Raw genomic sequence first — 25,779 nt, 5'->3', positions numbered from 1 at the left:
TCTCACAGGCGCTGAACTTTTCATGGCGAACACATGGTGGCCCTCCCCCAATCCCCAGCCATGCATCCCCAAACATTCCCGCGTAAGAAGGAAGCTGCTGGCAAGGCCAACGCGCTGGCACTAAAAATCCTCAGGAGGATGAAACGGGGCTGCTTTGCAGCCCTTCGCGGGCTCGCCCGCTCCCACAGAGGGCCCTGCTGACTCGGAGAGTCATGTGCAGTTCTGTGAGAGCGGCGATCCAACTTGCCCCGCAAAGGCCCTTACACCGACTCGTCGGCCGTACGCGAGCCTTCCTGCACCAGCACCATGCTCTGCGGCGAAGACAGGGCAATGCCTTCATCGCGCAAACGGCCAAGAATGGTGAACAGCAAGTCGCTACGGGTGCCCGACACCTGCCGTGGCCCCGCCACATAACCACTCACACCAATGACCATGCCCGCAGAGGTCAGGTCCTTGAAGGTCACCGAGCAGGCAGGCGCATCGAGGATTGCCTCATGCTCGCGATAGGCCGCCAGCAGCAGATCACGTACAAGGTTGGCATCGGTCTCCAGCGGCAAGGTCAGGGTGATCCCCACCACGCCCAGGGCATTGCCCATGGTCACGTTGCGCACGTTCTGCGAGATGAACTGCGAGTTGGGCACGATCACCGTGGAACGGTCAGACATCTGGATCTCGGTGGCGCGCACGTTGATCCGGCGGATATCGCCTTCGACCCCGGCCAGGCTCACCCAGTCGCCCACCTTGACCGGGCGTTCGGTGAGCAGGATCAGGCCGGAGATGAAGTTCTGCACGATCTGCTGCAAGCCGAAGCCGATACCGACCGACAGCGCACTGACCACCCAGGTCAGGCTGGTCAGGTTGATGTGCAAGGTCGACATCACCAGCATGGCCAGGAATATGAAGCCGAGGTAACCGACCAAGGTCACCAGCGAGGCGCGCATGCCGGCGTCCATGTCGGTTTCCGGCAGCAGTCGCTCGCTCAGCCAGCGCTTCACTACGCGGATGGCGAACAGGCCGCCGAAGAAGATCAGCACCGCCAGCAGGATGTCCTGCGGCACGATGTTGAGGTTGCCGAGCAACTTGCCACCGGTGCCGTCCCAGTCACCCAGGCTCAGCAACAGCTCGCCGGGGCTGGTGCCCGACGGCATCAACGCCAGCAAGATGGCCAGGAACAGCAGCACCGTACGGCTGATACCGACCAGGATGGTGCTGGCCTGGGCCTGGTGGCGTGGCGCCAGGCCCAAGGTCGAGGCGAGTGCCAGACCGCCCGGTTGGCGGGGCGACAGCAGGGCTTCGCAGAGGTCGCTGAGGAACGTGGTGAGCAGGTAGGCACACACCGCCACCACGCTGATCCACAGCAGCTTGGCCGTGAGGAAATAGGCCAGGGTCAGGTAGCCAGCGAGCAGTGCCAGCACGATCAGCCCGACCCACACCACGGTCACGAACGGGATCAGCCCGACCCAGCCCGTCGGGCGCTCCAGGTTGTGCTTTCTCAGGGTGCGGCGGTAGCGCAGCAGCGCCACCGTGAAGATCACTGCCACCACCAGCGCGGTCAGGCCATTGGTGGCCACGGTCAGCGCCAGGCTGGTGCCGATCACGCTGTTGATGCGCTCCATGGTCAACATGACCATCAGCGCCAGCGCCAGCAGCTTGGGGAACCAGCCCAGCGCGCTGGCCACTTCGTCGTGAATCGGCGGCAGCCGCCAGGACGGACGCTGCAGCATCAGCATGGCGCGGCCCAGGCCAGTGATGAAGGCGCTGAACACCACCAGGGTGAGGAAGTGATTGGTCAGGCTGGCGACGTCGGAGCCAAGCTCCGAGCTGCTTTCCAGGCCCCAGCGCAGCAGCGAAACGGAACCGGAGATGGTGCCCAGGGTAGCCAGGCTCACGCTCAGGGCCAGGGCGCTGCGCCGCAAGCGGCCTTCTGGCAGGCGGTGCACCATGATGCTGGCCAGCATACGCTCCAACAGCCCGCGCACCACAGTCCATACCAGGATCGCCGCCACTAGGCTGCTGATGAAGAACCAGCGATGTTCGGCACTCAAGGCACTGCCGACAGCATCGGTGGCCTCCTCGCGCAGATCGCGCAAGCGCGCTACGTCGTCCGAGGTGGGGCGGATAAGGCTCTGCCAGAACGCCGGGCTCAACGGCGTCGTGGCTCGGCTGAGGATTTGCGAGTTGAACTGGCTACGGCGCAGGTTGACGATTTGCGTGGACAGGTCGCGGGCCGATTGAGTCAACTTGGCCGCCTGTTCCTGCTCGGCAACCAACGCCTTTTTCTCGTTAGCCAGCTGCTGGCGCTGACGGGACAGCACTTCGGCTTCTTCCGGCTGCACCGGGCCGAGCACCTTGAGCTTGTCGTCGAGCTTTTCCACATCTGCGGTGCGCAAGGCACTCAACGCTTCGGCCTGGCGTTGTACCTGCACGGCGGACAGGCGCAACTGCGACAGCAGGTCATCGTTGGCATTGCTGGTAACGCCCTGGCGGATCTGGTCGAGCCGATCGCTCAGTTGCTCATAGCTGGCATTTTCGTCCAGCACCGGTACTTCCGCCGCTGCCAGGCTGGAAACCGGCGTGGCCGGTGCCGACCAGGCCGGCGTGGTCAGCGACAGCAGCAGCGCCATTACGCCTAGGTAGAATCGGGCAAGGCTGACACGCCTCATCGAATGTTCCTCTTTACACATCGAACTGGCGGGGGATTCTACGCGGCTTCCGGCAATCAGGAGAGTGCCGTTTCTCGCGCCAGCAGTTGCCGTTTGCGCTCAACCCCCCAACGATAGCCGCTGATGTCACCGTCACGGCGAACCACACGGTGGCAAGGGATGGCTACGGCGATGTGATTGGCCGCACAGGCCATGGCCACGGCCCGCACAGCCTTGGGTGCGCCGATGCGTTCGGCGATCTCGGTATAGCTGACCCGGCCGCCCACCGGCACCTCGCGCAAGGCCTGCCAGACCCGCTCCTGAAAGGCGGTACCTTGCACATCCAGGGGCAGCCCCAGCCCCAGCGCCGGCGCTTCGACAAAGCCGACCACTTCGGCGACCAGCCGCTCGTAGCCGGAATCGCCACCGATGAGGCGGGCTTTGGGGAACTGATTTTCCAACTGCTCGAGCAACGCCTCGGGGTCATCACCCAGCAGGATCGCGCAAATGCCCTTCTCGCTCTGGGCCACCAGAATCGCCCCGAGGGAGCACTGACCGATGGCGAAGTGGATAGTCGCTCCGGCGCCGCCTGCCCGGTACTCGCGGGGGCGCATGCCCAGGCGCTGGCCAGCGCTTTCGTAGAAACGGCTGTTGGAGTTGTAGCCGGCGTCGTAGATCGCATCGGTCACCGTACGTTGCCCGTCGCCCAGCCGCTCGCGCAGGCGCCTGGCGCGGAAGGCGCTGGCATAGGCCTTGGGGGTGAGGCCGGTTTCGGCCTTGAACAGACGGTGCAGATGGAAGGGGCTTACGGCCAGTTGCGCGCCGAGCTGGTCGAGGCCGGGCGGGGTATCGCTGCTTTCCAACAGGCGGCAGGCGCGGGCAATCAGGTCAGCGCGACGGCTTTCGCCCGGCTTGGCCATGCAGCGGCGGCAGGCACGGTAGCCGGCGGCTTCGGCGCTGGCGGCATCATTGAAGAACTCGACGTTGTCGCGCTTGGCCATGCGCGATCTGCAGCCGGGGTGGCAGTACACGCCAGTGGTGCGCACGGCGTAGACGAAGTGGCCGGCGGCAGAGGGGTCACGGGACTCGACGGCTTGCCAGCGCTGGGTGTCAGTGGTGAAGGCATTCATCCGGTCAACCTCGGCTATCTGTCTGGTCTGTTCCGGCCTCTTCGCGGGCACGCACGCTCCCACAGGGATCGCGCCATGCCCGAGTCCAACGCAGTACCTGTGCGGGCGTGCCCGCGAAAGGGCCGGCAAAGCCACTGCAAAAACATCAGGCCCGCCACAAGTACCATGCCGCCACAGTCCTGTATGGGCTCCAGCCACCACCCAGTGAGCGCATCTGCGCCGGGGTCGGTGCCTTTTCCAGCCCCTTGAGCCGACGATACCCCTCGCGCACGCCAAAATCGTCAACCGGCAGGATATCCGAGCGCTCCAGGCTGTAGATCAACAGCATCTCCACGGTCCAGCGCCCGACGCCACGCAAAGCGATGAGCCGCTGGATCAATGCATCGTCCGATAAGCCCAAGGCCTCCTCACGACTGGGCACCACGCCCTCCAGGCTGGCCTGGGCGATACCCTGGATGGTCGCCAGCTTGCTCGCCGAAAAGCCGCAACCGCGCATCATCTCGGGGCTGACCGCCAGCAATTGTTCCGGCGCCGGAAACGCCTGCCCGGGAAACAGCGCCAGCAACCTCCCGAGGATCGCCTCGGCCGCCCGCGCATGCAACTGCTGATAGGCAATCGCCCGCACCAACGCTTCATAAGGTTCGCGCCCTGGCGTTGCCTGGTGCAGGCAGGGCCCGGTCACCTCGATATGCCGCGCCCAGTCAGGGTCCAGCGCTGCCAGGTAGTCGGTGGCTTCACGGTAGGCGGCGGGAGAAAGGTCGGCGAGAATCATCCGTAGCTCCTGTGGCTTCAAGGCAGGTCCAGCTTAGCCCAGCCGCTGATCGGGCAAACGCCGGATCTTGCGCCACCAATTCTTCACTCAGCAACGGCGCGCAACTTTCCCACCCGGCGGTACGATTGCCGGGCACAGCACACGAACAGCCCTGCCATCAGTGCCAGTGCCATCGGCAGCCCATGCGGCGCCACATCCATCGCCGCCCCGCTCACCAGCGGCCCGACCAGGCTGCCGACGCCCCACAACAGGCCCACGCTGGCATTTGCCGTGACCAGGTCCTGCCCTTTGAAGCGTTGCCCGATCAGCACCAGCGCCAGGGTGTAGATACCGCCCGCCACCGCGCCCAGCAGCACCAGCATCGGCCACAGCAGCCAAGTCACCTGCAGCAGCCATGGCAGGGCGATGCCGATGGCCATCGCCACCAGCCCGCACACCAGGTGCAGCCCGGTGCGCTCGACGCGGTCGGCCAGCCAGCCCAACGGCAGCTGAAACACCATGTCGCCGGCAAACACCACGGTCACCATCAGCGCCGCCACAGCCACGGCAAAACCATGGCTGCTGGCGTACACCGGCAACAGCGACAGCACCACGGCATCGAAGAACGAGAAGAACAGCACCGCCACGCACAGCGCCGGCGCCACACGGAAGAAGCCGGCCAGGCCGAAGCTCTTCTCGCCCTCGTCGCCATGTTCGACATGGTCGTTGGGCACGGTCAGCAAAATGCACAGCAAGGCCAGGCCATAGCCAATGGTGACCACGCCAATGATCCAGGGGCTATCGGCGCCAATCAACGCGATCAGTGCCGGGCCAAGTACCTGGAAACCGGTGAAGCTGGTGGCGTACAGGGCCATGATCTTGCCGCGGTTGTGGTCCGGGCACAGCTCATTGACCCAGGACTCGCCGAGGATGATCGCGATGCCCATGCCAATGCCAAGGCCCAGGCGCAGCACGGCCAACAGCCACAGCTTATCGAACGCCGAATCAAGCAGGGCGATGCTCACGGTGCACAGGCTGAAGCACAGCAGGTAGATGGTGCGCCGGGTCAGGTGCCGGCAGCAGGCATCGACCATGAACGCCGAAAGCATCATGCCCGCAGCCGGGATGGCCGAGATGATGCCGATTTCCAAGGTTCCGGCCCCGGCCTCGTGCAGGCGCAACGACACCAGCGGCAAGCTGGCCCCCAGGCTGAAGCCCACTACCGATACGGCGAACAGAAGGCCCGCCAGCAAACGCATGTTCATGTACCACTCCAGGCAAAACTGAAAAGACGTGCAGATACAGGCGCCCATACGCTCGCCGGGAAGGCGGACGACGCAGAGGCGCTGGGTGTCAGTTCAGGGCTGGATGTGGCGAGAAGGTGAAGGCGAACAGCACACTGCGGCGACGCTTGAGCACCGTATCGCTCGGCCACGCACGACGCATGGCCTGGAGGGCAGGCTGGCGGGCGTGTGGGAGGGATTGGGTACGGCGCATTGCTGTGGCTACTACGCAGGTGTTGAAAAGAGAGGCGGCACTCTAGGCCAAGCCTGACCTTATCGTCAATTGCCCGGGGGCCTCTGCGAGGCCCTTTCGCGACACAAGGCCGCTCCCACATGGATAGTGTCAGCCTGGCGATGTGCAATCCCTGTGGGAGCGGCCTTGTGTCGCGAAAGGGCTGCAAAGCAGCCCCGGCGATGTCAGCGCTTACCGGTATTTGGCAGAAACACCGCCAACAAGCCGAACAATGGCAAGAACGAGCACAACCCATACACATACTCGATCCCGCGCAAATCAGCCAGGTACCCCAAAAGCGCCGCACCAATGCCACCAAAGCCGAACATCAACCCGAAGAACACCCCGGCAATCATGCCCACGCTGCCCGGCACCAGCTCCTGGGCATACACCACGATCGCGGAAAACGCCGAGGCCAGGATGAAACCGATCACCACGCTGAGCACCGTGGTCCAGAACAGGTCGGCATACGGCAGCGCCAGGGTGAACGGCGCCACGCCAAGAATCGAGAACCAGATCACCGCCTTGCGCCCGATGCGGTCACCGATCGGCCCGCCGAAGAAAGTCCCCGCCGCCACCGCGCCAAGGAACAAGAACAGGTGCAGCTGCGAGCTGGCCACCGACAGGCTGAACTTCTCGATCAGGTAGAAGGTGAAGTAACTGGTGAAGCTGGCCATGTAGAAGTACTTGGAAAACACCAGCAGCCCGAGCACCACCAGCGCCGCGATCACCCGCCCGCGAGAGATGCCGTGGGTGGCCTGCACCGCCTTGCGCGCCTTGGCCTGGTTCAGGTGCTCCTTGTACCAGCGGCGCAGCATCAGGGTCACGGCAAAGAAGAACAGCGCCGCCACGCCGAACCAGGCCACATGGGTCTGGCCGAACGGAATCACGATCGCCGCCGCCAGCAACGGGCCGAAGGCAGAACCAGTGTTACCGCCAACCTGGAAAGTCGACTGCGCCAGGCCGAAACGGCCACCCGAGGCCAGCCGCGCGATCCGCGAGGTCTCCGGGTGGAAGGTCGACGAACCGATGCCGACCAGTGCCGAAGCCAGCAGAATCATCGGGAAGCTGCCGACGAAGGCCAGCATGACGATCCCCACCAAAGTGCACAGGGTGCCCAGCGGCAACAGGTTTGGCGTCGGCCTGCGGTCGGTGAAGAAGCCGACCCACGGTTGCAGCAGCGAGGCGGTGATCTGGAAGGTCAAGGTGATCATGCCGATCTGGGCGAAGCTCAGGTCGTAGTTGGCCTTGAGCATCGGGTAGATCGCCGGCAGCACCGACTGAATGAGGTCGTTGACCAGGTGCGCCAGGGCGCAGAAGGCGATGATGCGCATCACCAGCGGATTGGCTTGGTTTGCCGAACCGGTGCTGGCGGTGGGGGTGCTGCTGATGGCCATGAGCTTGAATTCCGTCCGCAGGTTTGGGATCCGATTATCGGGAAACAAATAGATACATAGCTACCTTTTTGTTTAACCCGCTACGCGTACTTGTAAATGGTTCTCAATATATTTAGCATCTTCAACCTACCTTCCCCCGTAATCGTTGGGCGAAACCGCCCTCACGCGAGCACACCGACCCATGAGCCCGATGCCCGCCACGCAGATTCAGGCCGATCCTCAGCAGGAAGCGCTGGAGTGGTTTTCCCGCCTGCGCCAGCCCGGCTGTGATGAAGGCGAACGCCAGGCATTCGGCCGTTGGTGCCAGGAGCCGCGTAATGCGCACGCCTACGCCGAACTGGAAGCGTGCTGGCAGCAACTTCAGGTGCCCCCCGCCCGGCCACGGCCGCGTTTGCTCAAGGTCCGCCGTAGCTACCTGGGCAAGGTATTGGCCGTGCTGTTCCTGCTGTTGCTCGGCGCTGTTGCCTATCTTTACTGGCCGCTGATGCAACGCCTGGCCAGCGAACTGGCTACTGATGTGGGTGAGCGGCGCAGCGTGCGCCTGGCTGACGGTTCAACGTTGCACCTGGACAGCGCCAGCGCGGTGAACGTCGACCTGCGCGGGCGCACGCGCCAATTGCACCTGGTGCAAGGCCAGGTGTACCTGGAGGTGATGCTCGATGGCCGCGCCATGGAGCTTCAGGTAGACGATACCCGTATCCAGGTTTACGGCACCCGCCTGATGGTGGCGCGCCATGCCGATCAAGATGAACTGGTGGTGCTCAATGGCAAGGCCATGGTCATCCAGGGCGGCGACCAGCGCATGGTGTCGGCAGGAGAACGAGTGACCTTCAGCGAGGCACGGATCAACCCGGTACAGAAAGCCGACGTGAAGACGGCGGATGCCTGGCGCAGCGGCCACCTCCGCGCCAGCGACATGCCCCTGGGGCAGGTCATTGAGCGCCTGGCCAGCTATCAGGGCCGCCGGGTCTGGCTGATGGATGAGCAGACCGCCTATCGACGGGTAAGTGGCGACTTCAACCTCGACCGCCCAAGCGAAACCCTGGCGGCACTGGCTGCCGAGCAGCATTTGCAGCTGTACGGGGTGCTCGGGCAGTGGCTGATCGTTCGCTGAAACCGGGGTAGGTCGCTAAGTTTTTGAAAGGTGTGCAATTTTTTTTGAAATGAGTGTTGACACAGGTCCATCACAAGGGAATAATGCGCCCCATCGGCTACATAGCTCAGTTGGTTAGAGCATAGCATTCATAATGCTGGGGTCCGGGGTTCAAGTCCCTGTGTAGCCACCAAACAAGTCAAAGGGCTTACCGCAAGGTAGGCCCTTTTTCTTTGCCTGCAAAAAAGTCCCGCCTTATCAACGCACCCCGGCGACCGCCACGGCCAACCCCAGGCCGATCAGCGCAACACCGATCATGCGGTCTACCAGACGCTGCCTTGCGATCATCAGCGCACGCAACCCCGCACGGGAAAAGAACAACGCCACCAGGCTGAACCAGGCCCAGTGAGCGAACGACATGAATGCCCCGTAGGCGAAATCCACGCCCAATGAACTGCCCGGCCGCACCACCTGGGTGTAGGCACTGACGACGAAGAGCATGGTCTTGGGGTTGAGGGCATTGGTCATGAAGCCTGTGCGCAACGCAGCCAGCACGCCGGATTGCGCCACCTCCCCTTCCAGGCTGACACGACCGGTATTGGTCAACGACTGATAGCCCAGGTAGATCAGATAGCCCGCACCGAGCACTTTCATGGTCAGAAACAGCGCCGGGCTCTGGCTGATGACCACGGCGATCCCCAGCACGGTGTACAGCACATGCACCTGCACACCCAGGGCAATCCCCACTGCAGCGGCCAGCCCAGCCTTGCGGCCCTGGGCGTAACTGCTGCGAGTGACCAGGGCGAAGTCGGCGCCGGGGCTGATGACGGCCAAGATAGTGAACAGGGCGACAGCAATGAGTTCGGTCAAAGAGAAAGGCCTCGATAGACGATGAGAACGCACAGATGCATCTATTATCGAGAGCTGCCTGGCGGGAAAAAAACGATTTAAAGTGAAGCAGATCTGATAATTTTCCTGACAGATATCCAAAGCCCGTTCCGGCCTCTTCGCGGGCATGCCCGCTCCCACAGGGTCCTCAGCAAGCCTGAGGGTTGTGCTGTACATGTGGGAGCGGGCGTGCCCGCGAAGAGGCCGGCACAGGCAAACAGGGACCCCATGAAACTGCCAGCCCTCAGTGCCTTCCGCTACTTCGACGTTGCCGCCGAAACGGAAAGCTTCGTCCGCGCCGCCGAGCGCCTGCATGTCACCCACGGCGCCGTCAGCCGTCAGGTACGCCTGCTCGAGGAAAGCCTGGGCATCGACCTGTTCGAACGGCGCAACCGGGCGATCTTCCTCACTCCCGCCGGCCGGGCACTGCACGGCACCACCCAGGCGATCTTCGAACAGCTCGAAGGCGCGGTGCAGCGCCTGCAACAGCAGGAACGCGACAACGTGCTGGTGCTGTCCTGCGAGCCGACCATCGCCATGCGCTGGCTGATCCCGCGCCTGCCACGCTTCCATGCCGCGCACCCGGACCTGCAACTGCATCTGGTAGCTGCCGGCGGCCCGGTGGACTTTGCCCGGAGCGGAGTCGACCTGGCGCTACGCCGGGATGACTTCCATTGGCCACCGGCGCTGCACAGCATGAAAATCTGCGACGAGTGGATTGGCCCGGTCAGCCGCACCAACAGCGACAACCTGGACGGCCAACGCCTGCTGCACAGCAGCACCCGCCCCAACGCCTGGCCCACCTGGCTACGCCTGGGCGAGCGGCAGGCAGCCCACAGCGAGCGCAGCGACTTCGAACACTTCTACCTGTCGCTACAGGCCGCCAGCGCCGGCCTGGGCCTGGCCATCGCCTCGGCATTGATGGTGCGTGACGAACTCGACAGCGGCCAACTGCACGCCCCGTTCGGCTTCCTGCGCGATGGTTCTGCCTATTACCTGCTCAGCCCGCAGCCACTGAGCGATGGTGGCAAGCGCCAACGTTTCGCCGAATGGGTCATGAATGAATGCCAGGCCTGCCTCACTCACCTGGGCTTGCTGCAGAACGACGAGCTTGAACCGCCATCACCACCCCAGGTGCGATAACCCGCAGTATCGATGTGGATACGCCCACTCGGGTAGCGCCCCAGGCCCATGTTCCAGGCCTGGCCATGCTGCTGCCAGAAGCGGCACAGCGGATTGGGGTCGGCCCAGGCCGGCAGCAGGATATCGACCGCGAAGGCGCGAGTATGGGCACTGCCCACGGCGCCGCCCGCGCAGCGATTGAGATCGAGGTTGCGATAGGCCGACACCACTTCAAACTGGCGCAAGATACCTTGCCCGCCGAGGGTATTGACCAACGCCAACGTGGAACGCACTGCCGGCCAGTTACTGGCAGGCGGCACCGCAAACGGCGAGGCATGGCACTGCTTCCAGTCCGACGCCGAACGCAGCAGCTGATGAATGGGCACGACACCATAGAGGCGCGCATCCACCAGCATCTCGCGAAACGGCCGGGTTTGATGATCACCGGCCCACTGCGCGAACATCCACACGTCGCGCTCGTCTGCCAGCAGCCCTGTGCTCGACAGCACACCTGCAGCCAATAGCAGCCTGCTCGCTCTTCTCATCCCCATGCTCCCTGCCCCAGTATGAGCGCGGCCGTCAAATCGGGCGGCCACTGACAAGGAGTTAAGCATGCACAAGACTGCCGCAACGAGCCTCGCCGCCCTCGCCTTCAGCGGCCTGGCCATGGCGGATGCGCGCATCGACCTGGGCGACGCCCAGCGCGTTACCCGCCTGTTCGCCTTCCCCAACAATTGCCACGTGATCTGCTACCGCGACTGGACGCTGGAACAGACTGTCGAGCACTACCTGACCCAGAGCGTACGCCGTGACGGCCACGCCAACGCGCAGGTGCACGTCAGCCGTGACCACGACCGGCTGCACGCCACCATCAGCGACGTGCCCGCCAATTATGCCGAGCCCCTGCGCAAGCTGCTCGACAGTGGCGAGCTGGCCTATAAGGGCGCGACCCAGCTGAACAAGGATGGCAAATGGTCCTACGACTGGTACCTGTTCCTGCCGCTGGGCATGGCCCTGCAGAATCGCCGCAGCATCGAGCTGCTGCACTTCCCGCCAGACTATTCACTGACCCAGGCGCAGGACTACCTGCGTTCCAACACGACCGACCGCTGGGCCGAACTGCTGACCTTCAACGGCGTCGACGCCGGCCAGACCCCGGCCTACCAGACCATCATCGACATCGCCCCGATCGCCGCGCCGGCCAGCGCGGGAGCAGCCCTGACGGACACCTATGGTTACTTCAAGGACTACCAGCTGCGCATGGTCAAGGAAATGACCCTGCAACAGGGCACCCGGCCACTGCCCATGGTCGCCTTCGGCGCACCAGTGCGCAGCTGGATCCAGCAGCAATACGGGCCGCAGGTGGATGTACTGGGCCTGGTCAGCATCAGCCCTCAACCCGGTGCGCGCGTGCCGGTACTGGGTGCCAACCACCCAAGCGCGATCTGGTATGCGGCAAACAAGGACAGCCATGGCGGCAATCAGGATGCGGCCGATGCCGCAGGGCTGAAGATGATGGGCCAGGATTTGACGGCGGCCTGTTGGCAGGCCGGGATGGGCCGTAACCCCGCAGCTGAACCGAAGATGACCCTGGATGCCTGCGCGACCAAGTGGCAGGTAACGCAGAAAAAGCAGACCTGTGAGCTGTTCTTCCGCACCGTGCGCAAGTACACACCAGAGCAGGCAGCCGCGAAGTGCAATACCGGGGAGATGACCCGAAGCCTGCGGGACCTGCGCAAGCCGGTCGAGGTTGTGCCGCGGGAACTGTGATCGACTTTCCGGCCTCTTCGCGGGCTCGCCCGCTCCCACAGGAACCCTGCACATTTCGAATGTTGCGCAGTACCTGTGAGAGCGGGCTTGCCCGCTAAGAGGCCGGCACAGGCTTGCTCAGTCTTCGAGCAAGGTGCAGGCCATCACCAACGCATCTTCACGTCCACCCGCGACCGGGTAGTAATCGCGGCGACGGCCGATCTCATTGAAGCCATAGCGCTCGTACAAGCGATAGGCTGACTGATTACTCGCCCGTACCTCGAGGAAGCACTCACGACCATTGAGCTGGTAGGCCCGCGCCATCAGGTGTTCTAGCAGCTTCAGCCCCAGCCCACGCCCCTGGTTCTCGGGTTTGACGGTAATGTTGAGCAGATGCGCCTCATCAATGATCACATTGATCACCCCATGCCCCACCTGCTGCTGCCCGTCGAACATCAGCCACACTTCGTAGGACTTGAGCGCGTCCTGGAAAATCCCGCGGGTCCAGGGATGACTGAACGCGGCATATTCGATCTTAAGCACGGCATCCAGATCCGCCTCGGTCATCAGGCGGAAACTGATCGAGTCACTCATTCAACGCTCTTCCAGCGCGCCATCAGCTGGCGCATCGCTTGCCAGACGTCCGCCTTGCGCTGCGGCTCGTCCATCAACAGTTCAAGGCCTGGCAACGCCCAGGCATCACCCAGGCCATCGACCTTCAGTACTTGGTAATAAGCCGCCTCGTCGGCGCTGGCCGCGTAACGCATGGCCGGCAAGCCGATCAGCCACAGCACGCTGCAAGGGCTTTGCTCCAGGCGCGCCTGAATGAAGCCCCGGACAAAATCCCGTGCAGCATCCGGGCCCTGGTCCATGTTGCCGCGCACCAGCAGCGGCCAGCGCACCGGCTCGCCGATGATCTGCGGCGCATCGGGCAGGCCGGCGGCACGCAGCATGTCCTTGAGCAACAGATAGGATGGGTCGCGGCTCTGGAAAGGCTGACCGGTAGCCAGTTCGACCAGCAGCAGGCAGCTGCCGGCACGCAGCAACTGCAGCGAGAAGCGCGGTGGTGGCACCGGGGCCGGACGTGGCGCAGGGGCCTCTTCCTCGGCTTCGACTGGCCTGGCAGCGGCCTTGGGCGTGCTGCCCGGGCGCGGAATCTCGATTTTCGGGCGCTCGCCGGAGCGGGCCTGGGGCGCGGCCGGGGCCTCGCTGGAGGCCGGCGCAGAGGGCCGAACCTCGAAGTCGATTTCCTCTACCGGCACCTGCGGCAACAGCAGCTCGGCTCGCGATGGCGCGGCGAACGGCAATTCGGCACGCGGCAGCCAATGCACCACTTGCATGGCGGAAAGGTAGGCGCGGCGGCGGGGTTCGGTCAGCAAGGCTCGGGGGTCCGGGGTTCAAAACGTCGCACATTCTAACGTTGTTGGCCGGGCTGTGCTGCAACTGGTCGGCGGAAATTTGCTGCCAGTGCCGGCCTCTTCGCGGGTGAACCCGCTCCCACAAGGGACGGTGAAAGCCTTACAGGGGGAACGGTTATCTCTCATTACAGACCAAGGGGTGAAATCCTCCCCCTCGGATGAAGTACAATCGCCCCCTTTTTACTTGGCAACGAGTAGACGCCAATGATCGAACCCAAGCGCGTCCTGCGCGCCCTAGCCGAACACTGGGCCCTGATCGAGCCGCTGTGCGAGCGTTTCGACCAGGGCACCCTGAGCCTGGTGGAGCTGCGCCAGCAACTGAGCCGCCAGCAGGTGGAAAGCACACCGCAGGACATCACCCAGCTGCTCGACGTGTGGATCCGCCTGGACATCCTGGTGCCCGTGGCCAAAAGCCCGAACCGCTTCGAGCTCAATGCCCAGATCCACGACTTCCTTGCCTACCTGCGCCGCGAGCACCGGCTGGGCCTGTGCCTGGAGATCGAGGCCTACCTGCGTCACCTGGAGCGCCTGGCCGGGCATATCCAGGATGCCTTCGACAACCGCGACAGCGACGACCTGGCGCGCCAGCTGCGCCTGCTCGACATGCGCGTGCGCGACGTGCTGAAGAAGCTCGACAACGACGAGCAGGCGCTGGTCGCCGTGGCCGAGCGGGCCAAGACCAGCAATCGCCAGATCCCGCTGCGCCAGCGCTACGCCGAAGTTCTGGCGACCTGGGACGAATACGTCGAGCCGATGATCCAGCTGGTGAACGCCGACGGCGCGTTCGAGCAAGGCGTGCGCAAGGTCGAAACCGTGCTGCTGAAGCTGCTCGGCGAGCAGGCGCGCCTGGGTCATCTGGTCGACGATGACATGCTGCTGCGCACCCACGCGCGCATCCTGGAAATGCAGACCAGCGCCCAGCTGACCCTGCGCCACGCCCGCGAACTGCTGCTGCCGCTGCGTGAAGAAGCGCGCCGGCACAACGCCGTGACCCGCGGCGCCGCACTGGCGCTGTCGGTGATCCGGCGCAAGGGCATCGATGCCGTGCCGCAAGCCGCCATGCCACTGTTCACCCGCCCGCAGAGCACCTTCCTCGGCAGTGCCAGCCAGGTCGAGGCCTACGTCTATGCCCTGGCCCGCTTCGAGCCGAAGCCGGCCAAGTTCCCCAAGGCGCACAAGACCCAGAAAGGCCCGCTGCCGCGTGCGCCACGTACGGTCAAAGAGATGCTCGAGCGCTGCGAAGACGCCCTGCCGCTGCCCGACCTGATGGTCTGGTTGCTTGATCAGGAACCCGAAGGCGCCACCGACGAACTGCTGTACTGGTTCTCGCGCCTGTCGCGGGAGAAGCGCTTCAAGCGCGAACGCCTGGAACGGCGCGAGTACACCACCCACGAACACCTGGTCAGCCTGCGCTCGTTCGCCCTGACCTCCAGCCGCGAAGCGCAACCTGAAACCCACGCGAGCCCAGCCAATGCATCTTGATCTTTCCGAACTGTCCCAGCTCGCGCCGATCTTCCGCGAGCTGTTCAAGGGCTTCCACGTCAGCCGCCGCGACCCTGAAATGTACGCCCAGCTGTCGAACTTCCAGGACCAGTACCGCACCCTGTTCAAGGCCCTGGGCTTCGAGCTGGTGTGCGACACCCGCGGCTTCTACTACTTCGTCCCCGAACAGGCTGCTGCGCAGGTCAACAAGACTGCCCAGCGCCTGTCACTGTTCACCTTCATCATCGTCGAGCACCTGGCCGACCAGGGCCGCGACCCGATGGCCGTGCTCGACGGCGGCAGCATCGGCCGCGACGAGCTGCCCTCGCTGCTGGACAAGTACCGCGACCTGTTCCTGCAGGCCGAAGTGCAGACCGTCGACGAGCTGGAAGAAAAGATCATGCGCCGCATGACCCAGCTCGGCTTCGCCCACGAAGAAGGCGGCATCTACCGCTTCCTGCCGCCGATGCACCGCTTCCTCGACGTGTGCCTGTCGGTGCAGCAGGACCGCGACCTGGCCGCCAGCCTGCACAGCGACCTGCCCTTGCCGGTGCCGGTACTGGTCGAGGAAGAAAGCCCGGAACAACTCAACCGCACCGACGACCCGCTCGACCTCACCCCGTTCGATGGCGAGGAAAGCGAAGAGGACGCCCTGGCCCGGGCCATCCGCGAAGAGCAACAGGAGATTGACGCATGAGCCAGGAACGCTACGGCATCCGCCGCTTTGCACTGCTCAACACCGCCGGCTACAGCCTCGGGCTGTTCCCGCTGGAGCACCCGCTGTCGGTGTATGGTGCCAACAACCTGGGTAAATCGGCGTCGATCAACGCCCTGCAGTTCCCGATCCTGGCACGCATGTCCGACATGAGCTTCGGCAAGTACAGCCTGGAGCAGTCGCGCCGGTTCTACTTCGCCAGCGACACCTCGTACATCCTCTGCGAACTGAACCTGCCCCACGGCACGCACGTGATCGGCGTGGTCGGCCGCGGCCCCGGCGGCGGTTTCGGGCATCAGTTCTTTGCCTACAAAGGCGAGCTGGACCTGGCTCACTACCAGAAGAACGACACCTGCCTGCGCCAGAAAGAGCTGTTCACCAACCTCGAGCGCCTGGGCCTGAAGGCCTATGAGCTCAAGCCCGACGAACTGCGCCGGCTGCTGGTCGGCGGCCACACTTCGTGCCCGCTGGACCTGACCCTGATCCCGCTGCGCTCCACCAGCGAGCAGAGCCTGAAAACCTTCCGCGCACTGTTCATCAATCTGCTGCACATGCGCGAGATCACAGCGGCCAAGCTCAAGCAGCTGTTCCTCGACGCCTTCGAGCACAGCCTGCGTTCGGGCAGCGTCGACTACATCGCCGCCTGTGAAGAAGCCTTCCGCGACGTGCGCCGCATGGAGCAGGACTACAACGCCCTGGTCGCAGCCGGCCCGCTGGTCGAGGCCCTGGCCGGTGGCGTGGCCCAGCGCGACATCCTGCGCGGCAAGCTGCACCGCCTTTCGCCGCTGCTCGACAACCTGCTGGGCACCTGGCAGGAGTACGCCATGGCGCGCAAGGAAGAGCTGGTGATCCAGGCCGAGCACTACCGTGGCGAGCAGGACCGCCTGCAGAACGACCAGCGTGGCGGCACCCAGGAGCTGATGCGCCTGGAGCGTGAAATCACCGGCATCCAGCGCTGGCTCGGCGAGCTGTCGGTGCTCAAGCACCGCTTCGCCCTGGTCGATGACGTCAAGGTGCTGGAACAGGGCCTGTTGGCCGCCAAGGACGCCCACGACGAACTGGCCGGCGCCCTGGCGCAGTCGCGCCAGTTCAGCGCCGAAGACCTCGACGAGCGCGTGCGCGACCTGGAAAAACGCCTCAAGCAGGTCAAGCAGCAGCTCGACCACGCCGACAACAACAGCTACGCCCGCCTGCGCGAAGAATTCTCGCAGCAGGACGTCGACCGCCTGATGCGCCTGTTCAACGGCGCGCTGTTCAGCTTGCCGCTGGGCGAGCGCGGCATCGAACTGGACGACAGCGACCTGTGGGTGAAGTCCCTGGAAGCCGTGCTCGACAGCTTCAAGGGCGAGCGCTTCGAGGCCCCTGGCCTGTCCATCGACCTCTCCAACATCGACCCGCCAGCGCTGCAGGCCTTGGCCGACCGCGCCGCCCTGCGGGACCAGAAGGAGCGCCTGGAAAAAGAGCTCAAGCAGCTCAAGACCCAGCAACAGGTCGCCGCCGACCGTACCGCCTCCAAGGCGCAGACAGAAGCCCTGTACCAGGAAGTGCTGGACGCCCAGAAGGCCCTGGAAGACTACCGCCGCAGCGAAACCCTGAGTGCCGAAGAGCCCGAGAAGCTGGAGCAACTGGCGCAGCTGGAAGCCGCCCAGGACGAGCTCAAGCGCTCCAGCGACGCCTTCACCGAGCGCGTCCAGCAGCTGTCGGCCAAGCTGCAGCTGGTCGGCCGCCAGATCGGCGACCTGGAATCCAAGCAGCGCACCCTGGAAGATGCCTTGCGCCGCCGTCAGCTGCTGCCGGCCGACCTGCCCTACGGTACGCCGTTCATGGAAGAAGTCGACGACTCCATGGAAAACCTGCTGCCGATGCTCAACGACTATCAGGACAGCTGGCAGGCCCTGCAACGCGTCGACAACCAGATCGAGGCGCTATATGCCCAGGTGCGCCTCAAGGGCGTGGCCAAGTTCGACAGCGAAGACGACATGGAGCGCCGCCTGCAGCTGCTGGTGAACGCCTACGCGCACCGCACCGACGAAGCCCTGACCCTGGCCAAGGCGCGCCGCGCCGCAGTCACCGACATCGCCCGGACCCTGCGCAACATCCGCAGCGACTACGACAGCCTCGAGCACCAGCTGGCCCTGTTCAACCGCGAGATCAACAAACGCCAGGTCTCCAACCTGGAAAGCTTCCGCGTAGTGCTGGCGCCGAACAAGGAAGCGCTCAAGCACATCGACCAGATCATCCACAGCGCCGGCCAGTACGAGGAAGGCGAGACCCTGTCGGTGTTCGACCTGACCCAGAGCGCCGAGCAGGACAACAAGAACGAAGAGGCCAAGGAGTACCTGGCGCGGCTGGTGGCTGCAAACCATAACCAGCTGGGCCTGAAGGACCTGTTCGAGCTTGCGTTCGAGATCACCAAGGTCAACGGCCAACCGATCATCCACGCCGACATCGACGGCGCGGCATCCAACGGCACCACCATGACCATCAAGGCGCTGACCAACATGTACCTGTTGCTGCACCTGATGGACCGTGACCTGGCCGGGCGCATTCGCCTGCCGTACTACCTCGACGAGGCGGCGGACATCGACGAACGCAACCAGGCGGCACTGCTGGAAACCAGCCTGCAACTGGGCTTCGTGCCGATTCTGGCGAGCGTGAAGCCGCAGGTGTCGGCGCGCGTGGCGATCGACCTGGAAGGTGGCAGCGGGCCGAATGGCATCTACATCGACGAGGCGGACTGGAAGTACATCAGCCGGCTGGATGAGGTGAAGGCTATCGTGCGCGAGGATCAGGCTGAGGAGTTGGCCTGAGGAATCTGGGGCCGCTTTGCGGCCCTTTCGCGACACAAGGCCGCTCCCACAAAGGTCCTGCGTACACCGGCCAATGTGGGAGCGGCCTTGTGTCGCGAAAGGAGGCCAAAGGCCTCCCGGCGATCTACCAGGCTATCAATGAGCCCAAGGCAGGATCGGGATCGCCGTCACCGCATTCTGCGGGCTGCCTTCGATCATGCGGTCGCTGTACACCAGATAAACCAGCGTATTGCGCTTCTTGTCGAGGAAGCGCACCACCTGCATGGTCTTGAATACCAGCGAGGTGCGCTCCTTGAACACCTCCTCACCGTCTTTCAGTTCACCCTTGAAGTTGATCGGCCCTACCTGACGGCAGGCAATCGAAGCCTCCGCCCGATCTTCCGCCAAGCCCAAACCACCCTTCACGCCGCCAGTCTTGGCCCGCGACAGGTAGCAGGTCACACCCTCGACCTTGGGATCATCGAACGCCTCGACCACGATGCGATCATTCGGCCCAAGGAACTTGAACACGGTGGACACCTGGCCGATCTCCTCGGCCCCGGCCAGCACCGGCAGGGCAAGGACCGCCATCGCGATTACCCGCTTGAGCAGCTTCATACCAGCACCAGGTTGTCGCGGTGCACCAGCTCCGGCTCGGCGATGTAGCCCAGCAAGGCCTCGATCTGATCGGACGGCTGGCCGATGATCTTCTGTGCCTCCAGCGCGCTGTAGTTGGCCAGGCCACGGGCCACTTCGACGCCATCCGGGCCTACGCAGACCACCATCTCGCCACGGCGGAAACTGCCCTGCACCGTCTTCACGCCGACCGGCAGCAGGCTCTTGTTCGCCTCGCGCAACGCCTGCACGGCACCTGCGTCGAGCACCAGGGTGCCGCGGGTCTGCAGGTGGCCAGCCAGCCACTGCTTGCGTGCCGCCAGCATGCCGCGCTCGGGCGACAGCAGCGTACCCAGGCGCTCACCGGCTTTCAGGCGATCCAGCACTCGCTCGATGCGGCCACCGATGATGATCGTGTGGGCGCCGGAACGGGCTGCCAGGCGTGCGGCACGCAGCTTGGTCTGCATGCCGCCCCGGCCCAGCGCACCACCGGTACCACCGGCCACGGCGTCGAGCGACGGGTCGTCGGCACGGGCTTCGTAGATCAGCTGGGCTTCGGGGTTGTTGCGCGGGTCGGCGTCGAACATGCCGTCGCGGTCGGTGAGGATCACCAGCAGATCGGCTTCCACCAGGTTGGCCACCAGCGCGGCCAAGGTGTCGTTATCGCCGAAGCGGATCTCGTCAGTGACCACGGTGTCGTTTTCGTTGATCACCGGTACCACGCCCAGGTCAACCAGGGTACGCAGGGTACTGCGGGCGTTCAGGTAACGCTTGCGGTCGGACAGGTCGTCGTGGGTCAGGAGGATCTGCGCGGTGTGTTTGCCGTGCTCGCCGAAGCTCGTTTCCCAGGCCTGCACCAGGCGCATCTGGCCAATCGAGGCAGCGGCCTGCAACTCGTTCATTGCACTCGGTCGCGAAGTCCAGCCCAGCTGGCTCATGCCGGCAGCCACGGCCCCGGAGGAGACCAGTACCAACTCCACGCCTGCTTCACGCAGCGCGACCATCTGCTCGACCCATACGGCCATGGCGCCGCGGTCGAGACCCTTGCCATCAGCGGTCAGCAGGGCACTGCCAATCTTCACGACCCAGCGCTTGGCGCCCGTCACCTTGCTTCGCATCTTCTTCCAACCTATGCCGAATCTATAGATACCGTGGATACAAAAACGCCGCTCCCGAGAGCGGCGTTTAGTGTACTGCAACCGATCAGTCGCGCACGTAAATGATTTCCGGGCCGTCTTCGTCGTCCTCGAAATCATCGTCCCAGGCATCGTCGTCGTCGCCGATGTCGTGCACGCTCTTGACGCCGGTACGACGCAGGGTACGGGCGTCGTCCAGGGCCTGCAGCTGGGCGCGGGCTTCGTCTTCGATACGTTGATCCAGTTCGGCCAGTTCCTCGGCGTAGGCCGGGTCGTTGGCCAGGCGGTCGGCGCGGTCTTCGATGTAGCGCATCAGGTCGTGACTGAGCTGCTCGGTACCTTGCTTGGAGATTGCCGAGATCACGTAGACCGGGCCCTCCCACTGGAGGCGCTCGATCACTTCCTTGACCCGCTCTTCGCGCTCGTCTTCCATCAGCATGTCGGACTTGTTCAGTACCAGCCAGCGCTCGCGGTCGGTCAGCGACGGGCTGAAGCGGGTCAGCTCGTTGATGATGACTTCAGCGGCATCGGCCGGACTGCTGCCGTCCAGCGGCGCCAGGTCGACCAGGTGCAGCAGCACGCGGGTACGCGCCAGGTGCTTGAGGAAGCGGATACCCAGGCCGGCACCGTCGGAGGCACCTTCGATCAGGCCGGGGATGTCGGCGATGACGAAGCTCTTCCAGCGGTCGACGCTGACCACGCCCAGGTTCGGTACCAGGGTCGTGAACGGATAGTCGGCGACCTTAGGCTTGGCGGCCGAAACCGAGCGAATGAAGGTGCTCTTGCCCGCGTTCGGCAGGCCGAGCAGACCGACGTCGGCCAGGACCTTCAGCTCCATCTTCAGGTCGCGCTGTTCACCTGGCTTGCCCGGTGTGGTCTGGCGCGGCGCACGGTTGGTACTGGACTTGAAGCGGGTGTTACCCAGGCCGTGCCAGCCGCCCTGGGCGACCATCAGCTTCTGGCCTGGAGTGACCAGGTCACCGATCACTTCCTGGGTCGAGGCATCGATCACGGTGGTGCCGACTGGCACACGCAGGAACAGGTCCTCGCCCTTCTTGCCGGTGCAATCGGTGCTGCCGCCATTGGAACCGCGCTGGGCTTCGTGGTGACGGGTGTAGCGGTAGTCGACCAGGGTGTTGAGGTTTTCGTCGGCAACCATGTACACCGAGCCACCGTCACCACCGTCGCCGCCGTTGGGGCCGCCGTTCTCGATGAACTTCTCGCGGCGGAAGCTCATGCAACCGTTACCGCCGTCACCGGCCTTGACCCGGATGGATACTTCGTCAACAAACTTCATTCAAAACCGCCTCTCGCCTGCGGGCGAGTTGAATACTGAAAAACCTGAGGCTCTTGCAAAAATGAGCGCGGCGGCCCCGTACGACCGTAGAAACCCACGCCGGCAGCCCATACAAACAGCTTTGCAAGAGGCTCACCACAAACGAAAAAGCCCCGTCGCGTGACGGGGCTTCTGGAGCGACGTCGCGATTAAGCGGCGACGATGCTCACGTAACGGCGCATGAACTCGCCTTTCTTCTCGAACTTGATCACGCCTTCGATCTTGGCGAACAAGGTGTGGTCCTTGCCCATGCCAACGCCGTAGCCAGCGTGGAATTCGGTGCCGCGCTGACGGACGATGATGTTGCCTGGTTTGATAACCTGGCCGCCATACATCTTCACGCCAAGGCGTTTCGATTCTGAGTCGCGACCGTTACGAGTACTACCACCAGCCTTCTTGTGAGCCATGGTTCAATTCTCCAAATAAATTCAGGGGACCGAGGCGATTAAGCCTGGATACCGGTGATTTTGATCTCGGTGAACCACTGGCGGTGGCCCATACGCTTCATGTGGTGCTTACGACGACGGAACTTGATGATACGAACCTTGTCGTGACGGCCTTGCGAAACGACTTCGGCAACCACTTTAGCGCCGGCGACGACTGGTGCGCCGATGGTGACTTCTTCACCGTTGGCAACCAGCAGGACGCGGTCGAAAGTCACGGATTCGCCAGTGGCGACTTCCAGCTTTTCGATCTTGAGGAATTCACCTTCAGCGACTTTGTACTGCTTGCCGCCGGTAACGATTACTGCGTAAGACATGGTATTTCTCCGATAATCCTGCTCACCCAGCGCTTTATATGATGAGTATTGGCTGGCATGGCTGCATGGGGCTGGAACGGCCCTGTGCAATTGCGTAAGGCAGGTGCTGCCCAGGAAGTTAGGGTGCGCGATTGTACGCAACCCCGGTTTTGCTTGCAAGTCCCGCCCCCGGCCAGCGGGCACCGCGCCTTGACACACCGGGACCCGCGACCTAGCATGCCGCGCAACCTCACTGGAGCAGCCGATGCAACCCCAAACCTTCTACCGCGCGGTGGCTGAAGATTTCAGCGCCGTCGACGAGATCATCAAGAAGCAGCTGACCTCGCGCGTGCCGCTGGTATCGAAGATCGGCGACTATATCACGTCGGCCGGTGGCAAGCGCCTGCGTCCGCTGCTGGTCCTGCTGTGCGGCAAGGCTTTGGGCCGTGAAGGCGCCGACCTGCGCCTGCTGGCCGCGAGCATCGAGTTCCTGCACACCGCCACCTTGCTGCACGACGATGTGGTCGACATGTCCGGCATGCGCCGTGGCCGCTCCACCGCCAACGCCCTGTGGGGCAACGCGCCGAGCGTCCTGGTAGGCGATTTCCTCTATTCGCGTTCGTTCGAGATGATGGTCGAACTGGGCTCGATGCCGGTCATGCAGATCCTCTCCAAGGCCACCCGGGTAATCGCCGAGGGCGAAGTGCTGCAGTTGTCGCGGGTACGCGATGCCAGCACCACCGAAGAGGTCTACATGGACGTCATCCGCGGCAAGACCGCCATGCTGTTCGAAGCCTCGACCCACAGCGCCGCGGCACTGGCCGAAGCCAGCGAAGCGCAGCGCGAAGCCCTGCGCACCTTTGGTGACCACCTGGGCGTGGCTTTCCAGCTGGTCGACGACCTGCTCGACTACGAAGGCGATGCCGAAGCCCTGGGCAAGAACGTCGGCGACGACCTGGCAGAAGGCAAGCCGACCCTGCCGCTGATCTACACCATGCGCGAAGGGACGCCGGAGCAGGCGGCACTGGTGCGCAAGGCGATCCAGAAGGGCGGCCTGGAAGATCTGGAGCAGATTCGCGAGGCCGTCAACGCCTCTGGCGCACTGAAGTACACCGCCGAACTGGCACGGGACTACGTCAAACGTGCCATCGAGTGCCTGGAAGTGCTGCCAGCCAGCGAATACCGGGATGCGCTGGTTGAACTGAGTGAGTTTGCCGTCGCGCGAACCCACTGACAGACCGAGTCGCCTTCATTCGCGGGTAAACCCGCTCCCACAGATTGTGCAAACGCTGTGGGGGCGGGTTTACCCGCGATGCATTTGTCCGGACAAAATTACTTCTGCCGCTAGACCTTATACAATATGGGCCTTTAACCGTCTGTCTGTTTAAGGAACCGAAGTGAGCACCCTGCCTCCCTGCCCTAAATGCAACTCCGAATACACCTACGAGGATGGCAGCCAGCTGATCTGCCCTGAGTGCGCCCACGAGTGGTCGGCCAGCGGTGAAGCCGAGGCGGCCAGCGATGACGTAGTGAAGAAGGATTCGGTCGGCAACGTCCTGCAGGACGGCGATACCGTTACCGTGATCAAGGACCTCAAGGTCAAGGGCTCGTCCCTGGTGGTCAAGGTCGGCACCAAGGTGAAGAACATCCGCCTGTGCGATGGCGACCACGACATCGACTGCAAGATCGATGGCATCGGTGCAATGAAGCTCAAGTCGGAATTCGTGCGCAAGGTCTGATTACAAAATCTGCCAATTGGCGCTTGCCATTCAGATAATAAGAATTATTCTCATTGGAGCTGTTTTCCAAGGAGAATCTCCATGACTTATCTGATCGACGCCTGGCTGGACCGCCCCCACCCCTATCTGCGCATCCTCCATCGGGAAACCGGTGAGGTGTGCGCAGTGCTCGAAGAAGAAGCACTGGACGAGCTGCGCGACCAGGGTGACCTGGACTTCAGCGGGCTGAACTCGAGCGAGCCGATCGTGCTCAAGGAATTGGTGCGGAATTTGTTTCTGTTCTGCTATGCGCGGGCGTTGCGCCCCGGGGGAACAGACTGGAACTGAGGCTGGCAGGCCCGGCCTCTTCGCGGGTGAACCCGCTCCCACAGAACTCTGTGCAGTGCCCTGTGGGAGCGGGTTTACCCGCGAATGGCCTCAAGCAGGTCTTACAGAACGTCGAGCAGCTCGACGTCGAACACCAGTACGCTGTGCGGCGGGATGCTGCCAACGCCTTGCGCGCCGTAGGCCAGCTCGCTCGGCACGTACAGGCGCCATTTGCTGCCCGCGTTCATCAGCTGCAGGGCTTCGGTCCAGCCAGCGATCACGCCGCCAACCGGGAATTCGGCAGGCTGGCCACGATCGTAGGAGCTGTCGAACACAGTGCCGTCGATCAGGGTGCCGTGGTAGTGGGTGCGGACGTTGCTTTCGCGGGTCGGCTTGGCGCCTTCACCTGCAGTCAGCACTTCGAACTGCAGGCCCGAAGCCAGGGTGGTGATGCCGTCACGCTTGGCGTTTTCGACCAGGAAAGCCTTGCCAGCGGCTGCGGCGGCTTCAGCCTTGGCGGCAGCTTCGGCTTGCATCAGCTCACGGATGACCTTGAAGCTGGCCGACAGGTCGGCTTCGTTGACACGGCTTTCGGCGCCGTTGAAAGCATCGGTCAGGCCGGCCAGGATGGCTTCCAGGCTCACGCCTGGCGGCGGGTTGTCACGCAGCTGGCCGCCCAGTTGACGGCCGATGCCGTAGCTGACGCGCGTTTCGTCGGTGGACAGGTTGAGTTCGGACATGGTCATGCTCCACTGCAGGGCGCAGTGCAGCCGCGCCCTTGATGAAAAGGGCGAGCAGCCTAGCACACTGGGCAGCCGCGAGCAGCTACCAGGCCGAACGCTGGGAAATCGGCACCTTCAAATCTTCTTCGGGGTGCATGCCCATGTCACACATCTCGTCCTGCACCGACCAGTGCACAAGGTTCATCGACACCATCGGGATGGTCTGCAACAACTTGCGCGCATCCTCCACCGAGTGCACGCGCAAGCGCTCACCGCGGGTATCGGACAGGGGATGGGGATGGCCTTTGATCCGCGCTTCGATCAGGTAGTCGCCGCCCTCGATGGCAATGAGGTTCAGTTCGTCGACATGGCCGGCCCTGGCCTCGGTGTTGAGCTGATGCAGGTTCATGAGAGCACCTCGCTATGGGAACCACGCATGAGTGCTCATTTTTTGTACGAATCTAATGATTGCACAAGGCATTACTGACGCCGCTC

The 25,779-nt window shown here is 63.7% G+C and carries 25 protein-coding genes and 1 tRNA gene; 10 read left to right on the top strand and 16 right to left on the bottom strand.

Annotation, left to right across the window (positions count from 1 at the left end):
* Window positions 1-260 precede the first annotated feature (260 nt).
* The 5 genes from APH33_RS24455 to APH33_RS24435 form a co-directional block, all read right to left on the bottom strand.
* On the bottom strand, window positions 261-2,663 hold the full coding sequence (locus APH33_RS24455; RefSeq protein ID WP_054887616.1) for a DUF3772 domain-containing protein: 2,403 nt from the start codon (window positions 2,661-2,663) through the stop codon (window positions 261-263).
* Between the two features lie 56 nt (window positions 2,664-2,719).
* Complete coding sequence (gene ada / locus APH33_RS24450; protein WP_054887615.1) at window positions 2,720-3,772, bottom strand: bifunctional DNA-binding transcriptional regulator/O6-methylguanine-DNA methyltransferase Ada; 1,053 nt, start codon at window positions 3,770-3,772, stop codon at window positions 2,720-2,722.
* Between the two features lie 145 nt (window positions 3,773-3,917).
* On the bottom strand, window positions 3,918-4,544 hold the full coding sequence (locus tag APH33_RS24445; protein WP_054887614.1) for a DNA-3-methyladenine glycosylase: 627 nt from the start codon (window positions 4,542-4,544) through the stop codon (window positions 3,918-3,920).
* 83 nt (window positions 4,545-4,627) lie between these two features.
* A complete protein-coding gene (locus APH33_RS24440) occupies window positions 4,628-5,788 on the bottom strand; it encodes an MFS transporter (protein ID WP_054887613.1) in 1,161 nt (386 codons plus the stop codon).
* A 435-nt stretch (window positions 5,789-6,223) separates the two neighbouring features.
* Complete coding sequence (locus APH33_RS24435) at window positions 6,224-7,435, bottom strand: MFS transporter (RefSeq protein ID WP_054887612.1); 1,212 nt, start codon at window positions 7,433-7,435, stop codon at window positions 6,224-6,226.
* Between the two features lie 181 nt (window positions 7,436-7,616).
* Here APH33_RS24435 and APH33_RS24430 point away from each other — a divergent pair, with 181 nt between their 5' ends.
* Together APH33_RS24430 and APH33_RS24425 are read left to right on the top strand one after the other, a co-directional pair.
* Window positions 7,617-8,549, top strand: coding sequence for a FecR domain-containing protein (locus APH33_RS24430; RefSeq protein ID WP_177332444.1), 933 nt, complete (start codon window positions 7,617-7,619; stop codon window positions 8,547-8,549).
* A 95-nt stretch (window positions 8,550-8,644) separates the two neighbouring features.
* Window positions 8,645-8,721: transfer RNA gene (locus tag APH33_RS24425), tRNA-Met, on the top strand.
* 65 nt (window positions 8,722-8,786) lie between these two features.
* On the opposite strand, the gene APH33_RS24420 is transcribed toward APH33_RS24425, so the two are convergent.
* Window positions 8,787-9,398, bottom strand: a complete 612-nt coding sequence (locus tag APH33_RS24420; RefSeq protein WP_054887610.1) for a LysE family translocator — start codon at window positions 9,396-9,398, stop codon at window positions 8,787-8,789.
* 246 nt (window positions 9,399-9,644) lie between these two features.
* Here APH33_RS24420 and APH33_RS24415 point away from each other — a divergent pair, with 246 nt between their 5' ends.
* On the top strand, window positions 9,645-10,559 hold the full coding sequence (locus APH33_RS24415; RefSeq protein ID WP_054887609.1) for a LysR substrate-binding domain-containing protein: 915 nt from the start codon (window positions 9,645-9,647) through the stop codon (window positions 10,557-10,559).
* Here APH33_RS24415 and APH33_RS24410 read toward each other — a convergent pair.
* The gene (locus tag APH33_RS24410) at window positions 10,499-11,083 is read right to left on the bottom strand and encodes a D-Ala-D-Ala carboxypeptidase family metallohydrolase (protein WP_082433696.1); all 585 of its coding nucleotides are present in this window, start codon (window positions 11,081-11,083) and stop codon (window positions 10,499-10,501) included. The genes APH33_RS24415 and APH33_RS24410 overlap by 61 nt on opposite strands.
* A 67-nt stretch (window positions 11,084-11,150) precedes the next feature.
* Here APH33_RS24410 and APH33_RS24405 point away from each other — a divergent pair, with 67 nt between their 5' ends.
* Window positions 11,151-12,308 carry a hypothetical protein gene (locus tag APH33_RS24405; protein ID WP_054887608.1) on the top strand — a complete coding sequence of 386 codons (1,158 nt, stop codon included), beginning with the start codon at window positions 11,151-11,153 and terminating at the stop codon, window positions 12,306-12,308.
* Between the two features lie 117 nt (window positions 12,309-12,425).
* Here APH33_RS24405 and rimI read toward each other — a convergent pair whose 3' ends face one another.
* Together rimI and APH33_RS24395 are read right to left on the bottom strand one after the other, a co-directional pair.
* Window positions 12,426-12,881, bottom strand: coding sequence for a ribosomal protein S18-alanine N-acetyltransferase (gene rimI / locus APH33_RS24400; RefSeq protein WP_054887607.1), 456 nt, complete (start codon window positions 12,879-12,881; stop codon window positions 12,426-12,428).
* Window positions 12,878-13,666 carry a hypothetical protein gene (locus APH33_RS24395; protein WP_054887606.1) on the bottom strand — a complete coding sequence of 263 codons (789 nt, stop codon included), beginning with the start codon at window positions 13,664-13,666 and terminating at the stop codon, window positions 12,878-12,880. Before APH33_RS24395 ends, rimI begins: the two co-directional genes overlap by 4 nt.
* Before the next feature lie 243 nt (window positions 13,667-13,909).
* On the opposite strand from APH33_RS24395, the gene mksB reads away from it, so the two are divergent.
* The 3 genes from mksB to mksF are packed head-to-tail and all read left to right on the top strand — an operon-like array spanning window position 13,910 to window position 18,712.
* Window positions 13,910-15,187, top strand: coding sequence for an Mks condensin complex protein MksB (gene mksB, locus APH33_RS24390; RefSeq protein WP_054887605.1), 1,278 nt, complete (start codon window positions 13,910-13,912; stop codon window positions 15,185-15,187).
* A complete protein-coding gene (mksE, locus tag APH33_RS24385) occupies window positions 15,177-15,884 on the top strand; it encodes an Mks condensin complex protein MksE (protein ID WP_054887604.1) in 708 nt (235 codons plus the stop codon). Before mksB ends, mksE begins: the two co-directional genes overlap by 11 nt.
* A complete protein-coding gene (gene mksF, locus APH33_RS24380; protein WP_054887603.1) occupies window positions 15,881-18,712 on the top strand; it encodes an Mks condensin complex protein MksF in 2,832 nt (943 codons plus the stop codon). The genes mksE and mksF overlap by 4 nt, the downstream gene beginning before the upstream one ends.
* Before the next feature lie 135 nt (window positions 18,713-18,847).
* On the opposite strand, the gene APH33_RS24375 is transcribed toward mksF, so the two are convergent.
* The 5 genes from APH33_RS24375 to rplU form a co-directional block, all read right to left on the bottom strand.
* Window positions 18,848-19,309, bottom strand: a complete 462-nt coding sequence (locus APH33_RS24375) for a CreA family protein (protein WP_054887602.1) — start codon at window positions 19,307-19,309, stop codon at window positions 18,848-18,850.
* Entirely contained in the window at window positions 19,306-20,424 is a 1,119-nt protein-coding gene (proB, locus tag APH33_RS24370; protein ID WP_054887601.1) for a glutamate 5-kinase, read from the bottom strand. The genes APH33_RS24375 and proB overlap by 4 nt, the downstream gene beginning before the upstream one ends.
* An 85-nt stretch (window positions 20,425-20,509) precedes the next feature.
* Window positions 20,510-21,739 (bottom strand): Obg family GTPase CgtA, encoded by a 1,230-nt coding sequence (gene cgtA / locus APH33_RS24365; RefSeq protein ID WP_054887600.1) that lies wholly within the window; start codon window positions 21,737-21,739, stop codon window positions 20,510-20,512.
* 188 nt (window positions 21,740-21,927) lie between these two features.
* Window positions 21,928-22,185, bottom strand: a complete 258-nt coding sequence (gene rpmA, locus APH33_RS24360; protein ID WP_003247464.1) for a 50S ribosomal protein L27 — start codon at window positions 22,183-22,185, stop codon at window positions 21,928-21,930.
* 38 nt (window positions 22,186-22,223) lie between these two features.
* Window positions 22,224-22,538, bottom strand: coding sequence for a 50S ribosomal protein L21 (gene rplU, locus APH33_RS24355; RefSeq protein WP_003247466.1), 315 nt, complete (start codon window positions 22,536-22,538; stop codon window positions 22,224-22,226).
* A gap of 244 nt (window positions 22,539-22,782) precedes the next feature.
* Here rplU and APH33_RS24350 point away from each other — a divergent pair, with 244 nt between their 5' ends.
* The 3 genes from APH33_RS24350 to APH33_RS24340 all read left to right on the top strand — a co-directional run bounded on the left by APH33_RS24350 (window position 22,783) and on the right by APH33_RS24340 (window position 24,583).
* Complete coding sequence (locus APH33_RS24350) at window positions 22,783-23,751, top strand: polyprenyl synthetase family protein (RefSeq protein ID WP_054887599.1); 969 nt, start codon at window positions 22,783-22,785, stop codon at window positions 23,749-23,751.
* A gap of 163 nt (window positions 23,752-23,914) precedes the next feature.
* Entirely contained in the window at window positions 23,915-24,256 is a 342-nt protein-coding gene (locus APH33_RS24345) for a zinc ribbon domain-containing protein YjdM (RefSeq protein ID WP_054887598.1), read from the top strand.
* Window positions 24,257-24,337: 81 nt separating this feature from the next.
* Window positions 24,338-24,583 (top strand): hypothetical protein, encoded by a 246-nt coding sequence (locus tag APH33_RS24340; protein WP_054887597.1) that lies wholly within the window; start codon window positions 24,338-24,340, stop codon window positions 24,581-24,583.
* Between the two features lie 101 nt (window positions 24,584-24,684).
* Here APH33_RS24340 and APH33_RS24335 read toward each other — a convergent pair whose 3' ends face one another.
* Window positions 24,685-25,302 (bottom strand): FKBP-type peptidyl-prolyl cis-trans isomerase, encoded by a 618-nt coding sequence (locus APH33_RS24335; protein WP_054887596.1) that lies wholly within the window; start codon window positions 25,300-25,302, stop codon window positions 24,685-24,687.
* An 85-nt stretch (window positions 25,303-25,387) separates the two neighbouring features.
* A complete protein-coding gene (locus APH33_RS24330; protein WP_054887595.1) occupies window positions 25,388-25,693 on the bottom strand; it encodes a DUF6482 family protein in 306 nt (101 codons plus the stop codon).
* Window positions 25,694-25,779 lie beyond the last annotated feature (86 nt).

It is taken from the genome of Pseudomonas sp. NBRC 111130 (assembly GCF_001320485.1).
GTDB classification, from domain to species: domain Bacteria; phylum Pseudomonadota; class Gammaproteobacteria; order Pseudomonadales; family Pseudomonadaceae; genus Aquipseudomonas; species Aquipseudomonas vlassakiae.
The sequence above is the reverse complement of the archived record's forward strand: the minus strand, read 5'-3'. Positions and strand labels throughout refer to the sequence as shown.

Excerpts from the sequence above, each read along its gene's own strand:
- rimI (WP_054887607.1), bottom strand. The coding sequence starts at position 12,881 with ATGAGTGACTCGATCAGTTTCCGCCTGATGACCGAGGCGGATCTGGAT.
- APH33_RS24415 (WP_054887609.1), top strand. The coding sequence starts at position 9,645 with ATGAAACTGCCAGCCCTCAGTGCCTTCCGCTACTTCGACGTTGCCGCC.
- mksE (WP_054887604.1), top strand. The coding sequence starts at position 15,177 with ATGCATCTTGATCTTTCCGAACTGTCCCAGCTCGCGCCGATCTTCCGC.
- APH33_RS24405 (WP_054887608.1), top strand. The coding sequence starts at position 11,151 with ATGCACAAGACTGCCGCAACGAGCCTCGCCGCCCTCGCCTTCAGCGGC.
- mksF (WP_054887603.1), top strand. The coding sequence starts at position 15,881 with ATGAGCCAGGAACGCTACGGCATCCGCCGCTTTGCACTGCTCAACACC.
- APH33_RS24340 (WP_054887597.1), top strand. The coding sequence starts at position 24,338 with ATGACTTATCTGATCGACGCCTGGCTGGACCGCCCCCACCCCTATCTG.
- APH33_RS24435 (WP_054887612.1), bottom strand. The coding sequence starts at position 7,435 with ATGGCCATCAGCAGCACCCCCACCGCCAGCACCGGTTCGGCAAACCAA.
- APH33_RS24430 (WP_177332444.1), top strand. The coding sequence starts at position 7,617 with ATGAGCCCGATGCCCGCCACGCAGATTCAGGCCGATCCTCAGCAGGAA.
- mksB (WP_054887605.1), top strand. The coding sequence starts at position 13,910 with ATGATCGAACCCAAGCGCGTCCTGCGCGCCCTAGCCGAACACTGGGCC.
- APH33_RS24455 (WP_054887616.1), bottom strand. The coding sequence starts at position 2,663 with ATGAGGCGTGTCAGCCTTGCCCGATTCTACCTAGGCGTAATGGCGCTG.
- APH33_RS24410 (WP_082433696.1), bottom strand. The coding sequence starts at position 11,083 with ATGAGAAGAGCGAGCAGGCTGCTATTGGCTGCAGGTGTGCTGTCGAGC.
- APH33_RS24330 (WP_054887595.1), bottom strand. The coding sequence starts at position 25,693 with ATGAACCTGCATCAGCTCAACACCGAGGCCAGGGCCGGCCATGTCGAC.
- APH33_RS24350 (WP_054887599.1), top strand. The coding sequence starts at position 22,783 with ATGCAACCCCAAACCTTCTACCGCGCGGTGGCTGAAGATTTCAGCGCC.
- ada (WP_054887615.1), bottom strand. The coding sequence starts at position 3,772 with ATGAATGCCTTCACCACTGACACCCAGCGCTGGCAAGCCGTCGAGTCC.
- rplU (WP_003247466.1), bottom strand. The coding sequence starts at position 22,538 with ATGTCTTACGCAGTAATCGTTACCGGCGGCAAGCAGTACAAAGTCGCT.
- APH33_RS24440 (WP_054887613.1), bottom strand. The coding sequence starts at position 5,788 with ATGAACATGCGTTTGCTGGCGGGCCTTCTGTTCGCCGTATCGGTAGTG.
- APH33_RS24375 (WP_054887602.1), bottom strand. The coding sequence starts at position 19,309 with ATGAAGCTGCTCAAGCGGGTAATCGCGATGGCGGTCCTTGCCCTGCCG.
- cgtA (WP_054887600.1), bottom strand. The coding sequence starts at position 21,739 with ATGAAGTTTGTTGACGAAGTATCCATCCGGGTCAAGGCCGGTGACGGC.
- APH33_RS24445 (WP_054887614.1), bottom strand. The coding sequence starts at position 4,544 with ATGATTCTCGCCGACCTTTCTCCCGCCGCCTACCGTGAAGCCACCGAC.
- rpmA (WP_003247464.1), bottom strand. The coding sequence starts at position 22,185 with ATGGCTCACAAGAAGGCTGGTGGTAGTACTCGTAACGGTCGCGACTCA.
- proB (WP_054887601.1), bottom strand. The coding sequence starts at position 20,424 with ATGCGAAGCAAGGTGACGGGCGCCAAGCGCTGGGTCGTGAAGATTGGC.
- APH33_RS24335 (WP_054887596.1), bottom strand. The coding sequence starts at position 25,302 with ATGTCCGAACTCAACCTGTCCACCGACGAAACGCGCGTCAGCTACGGC.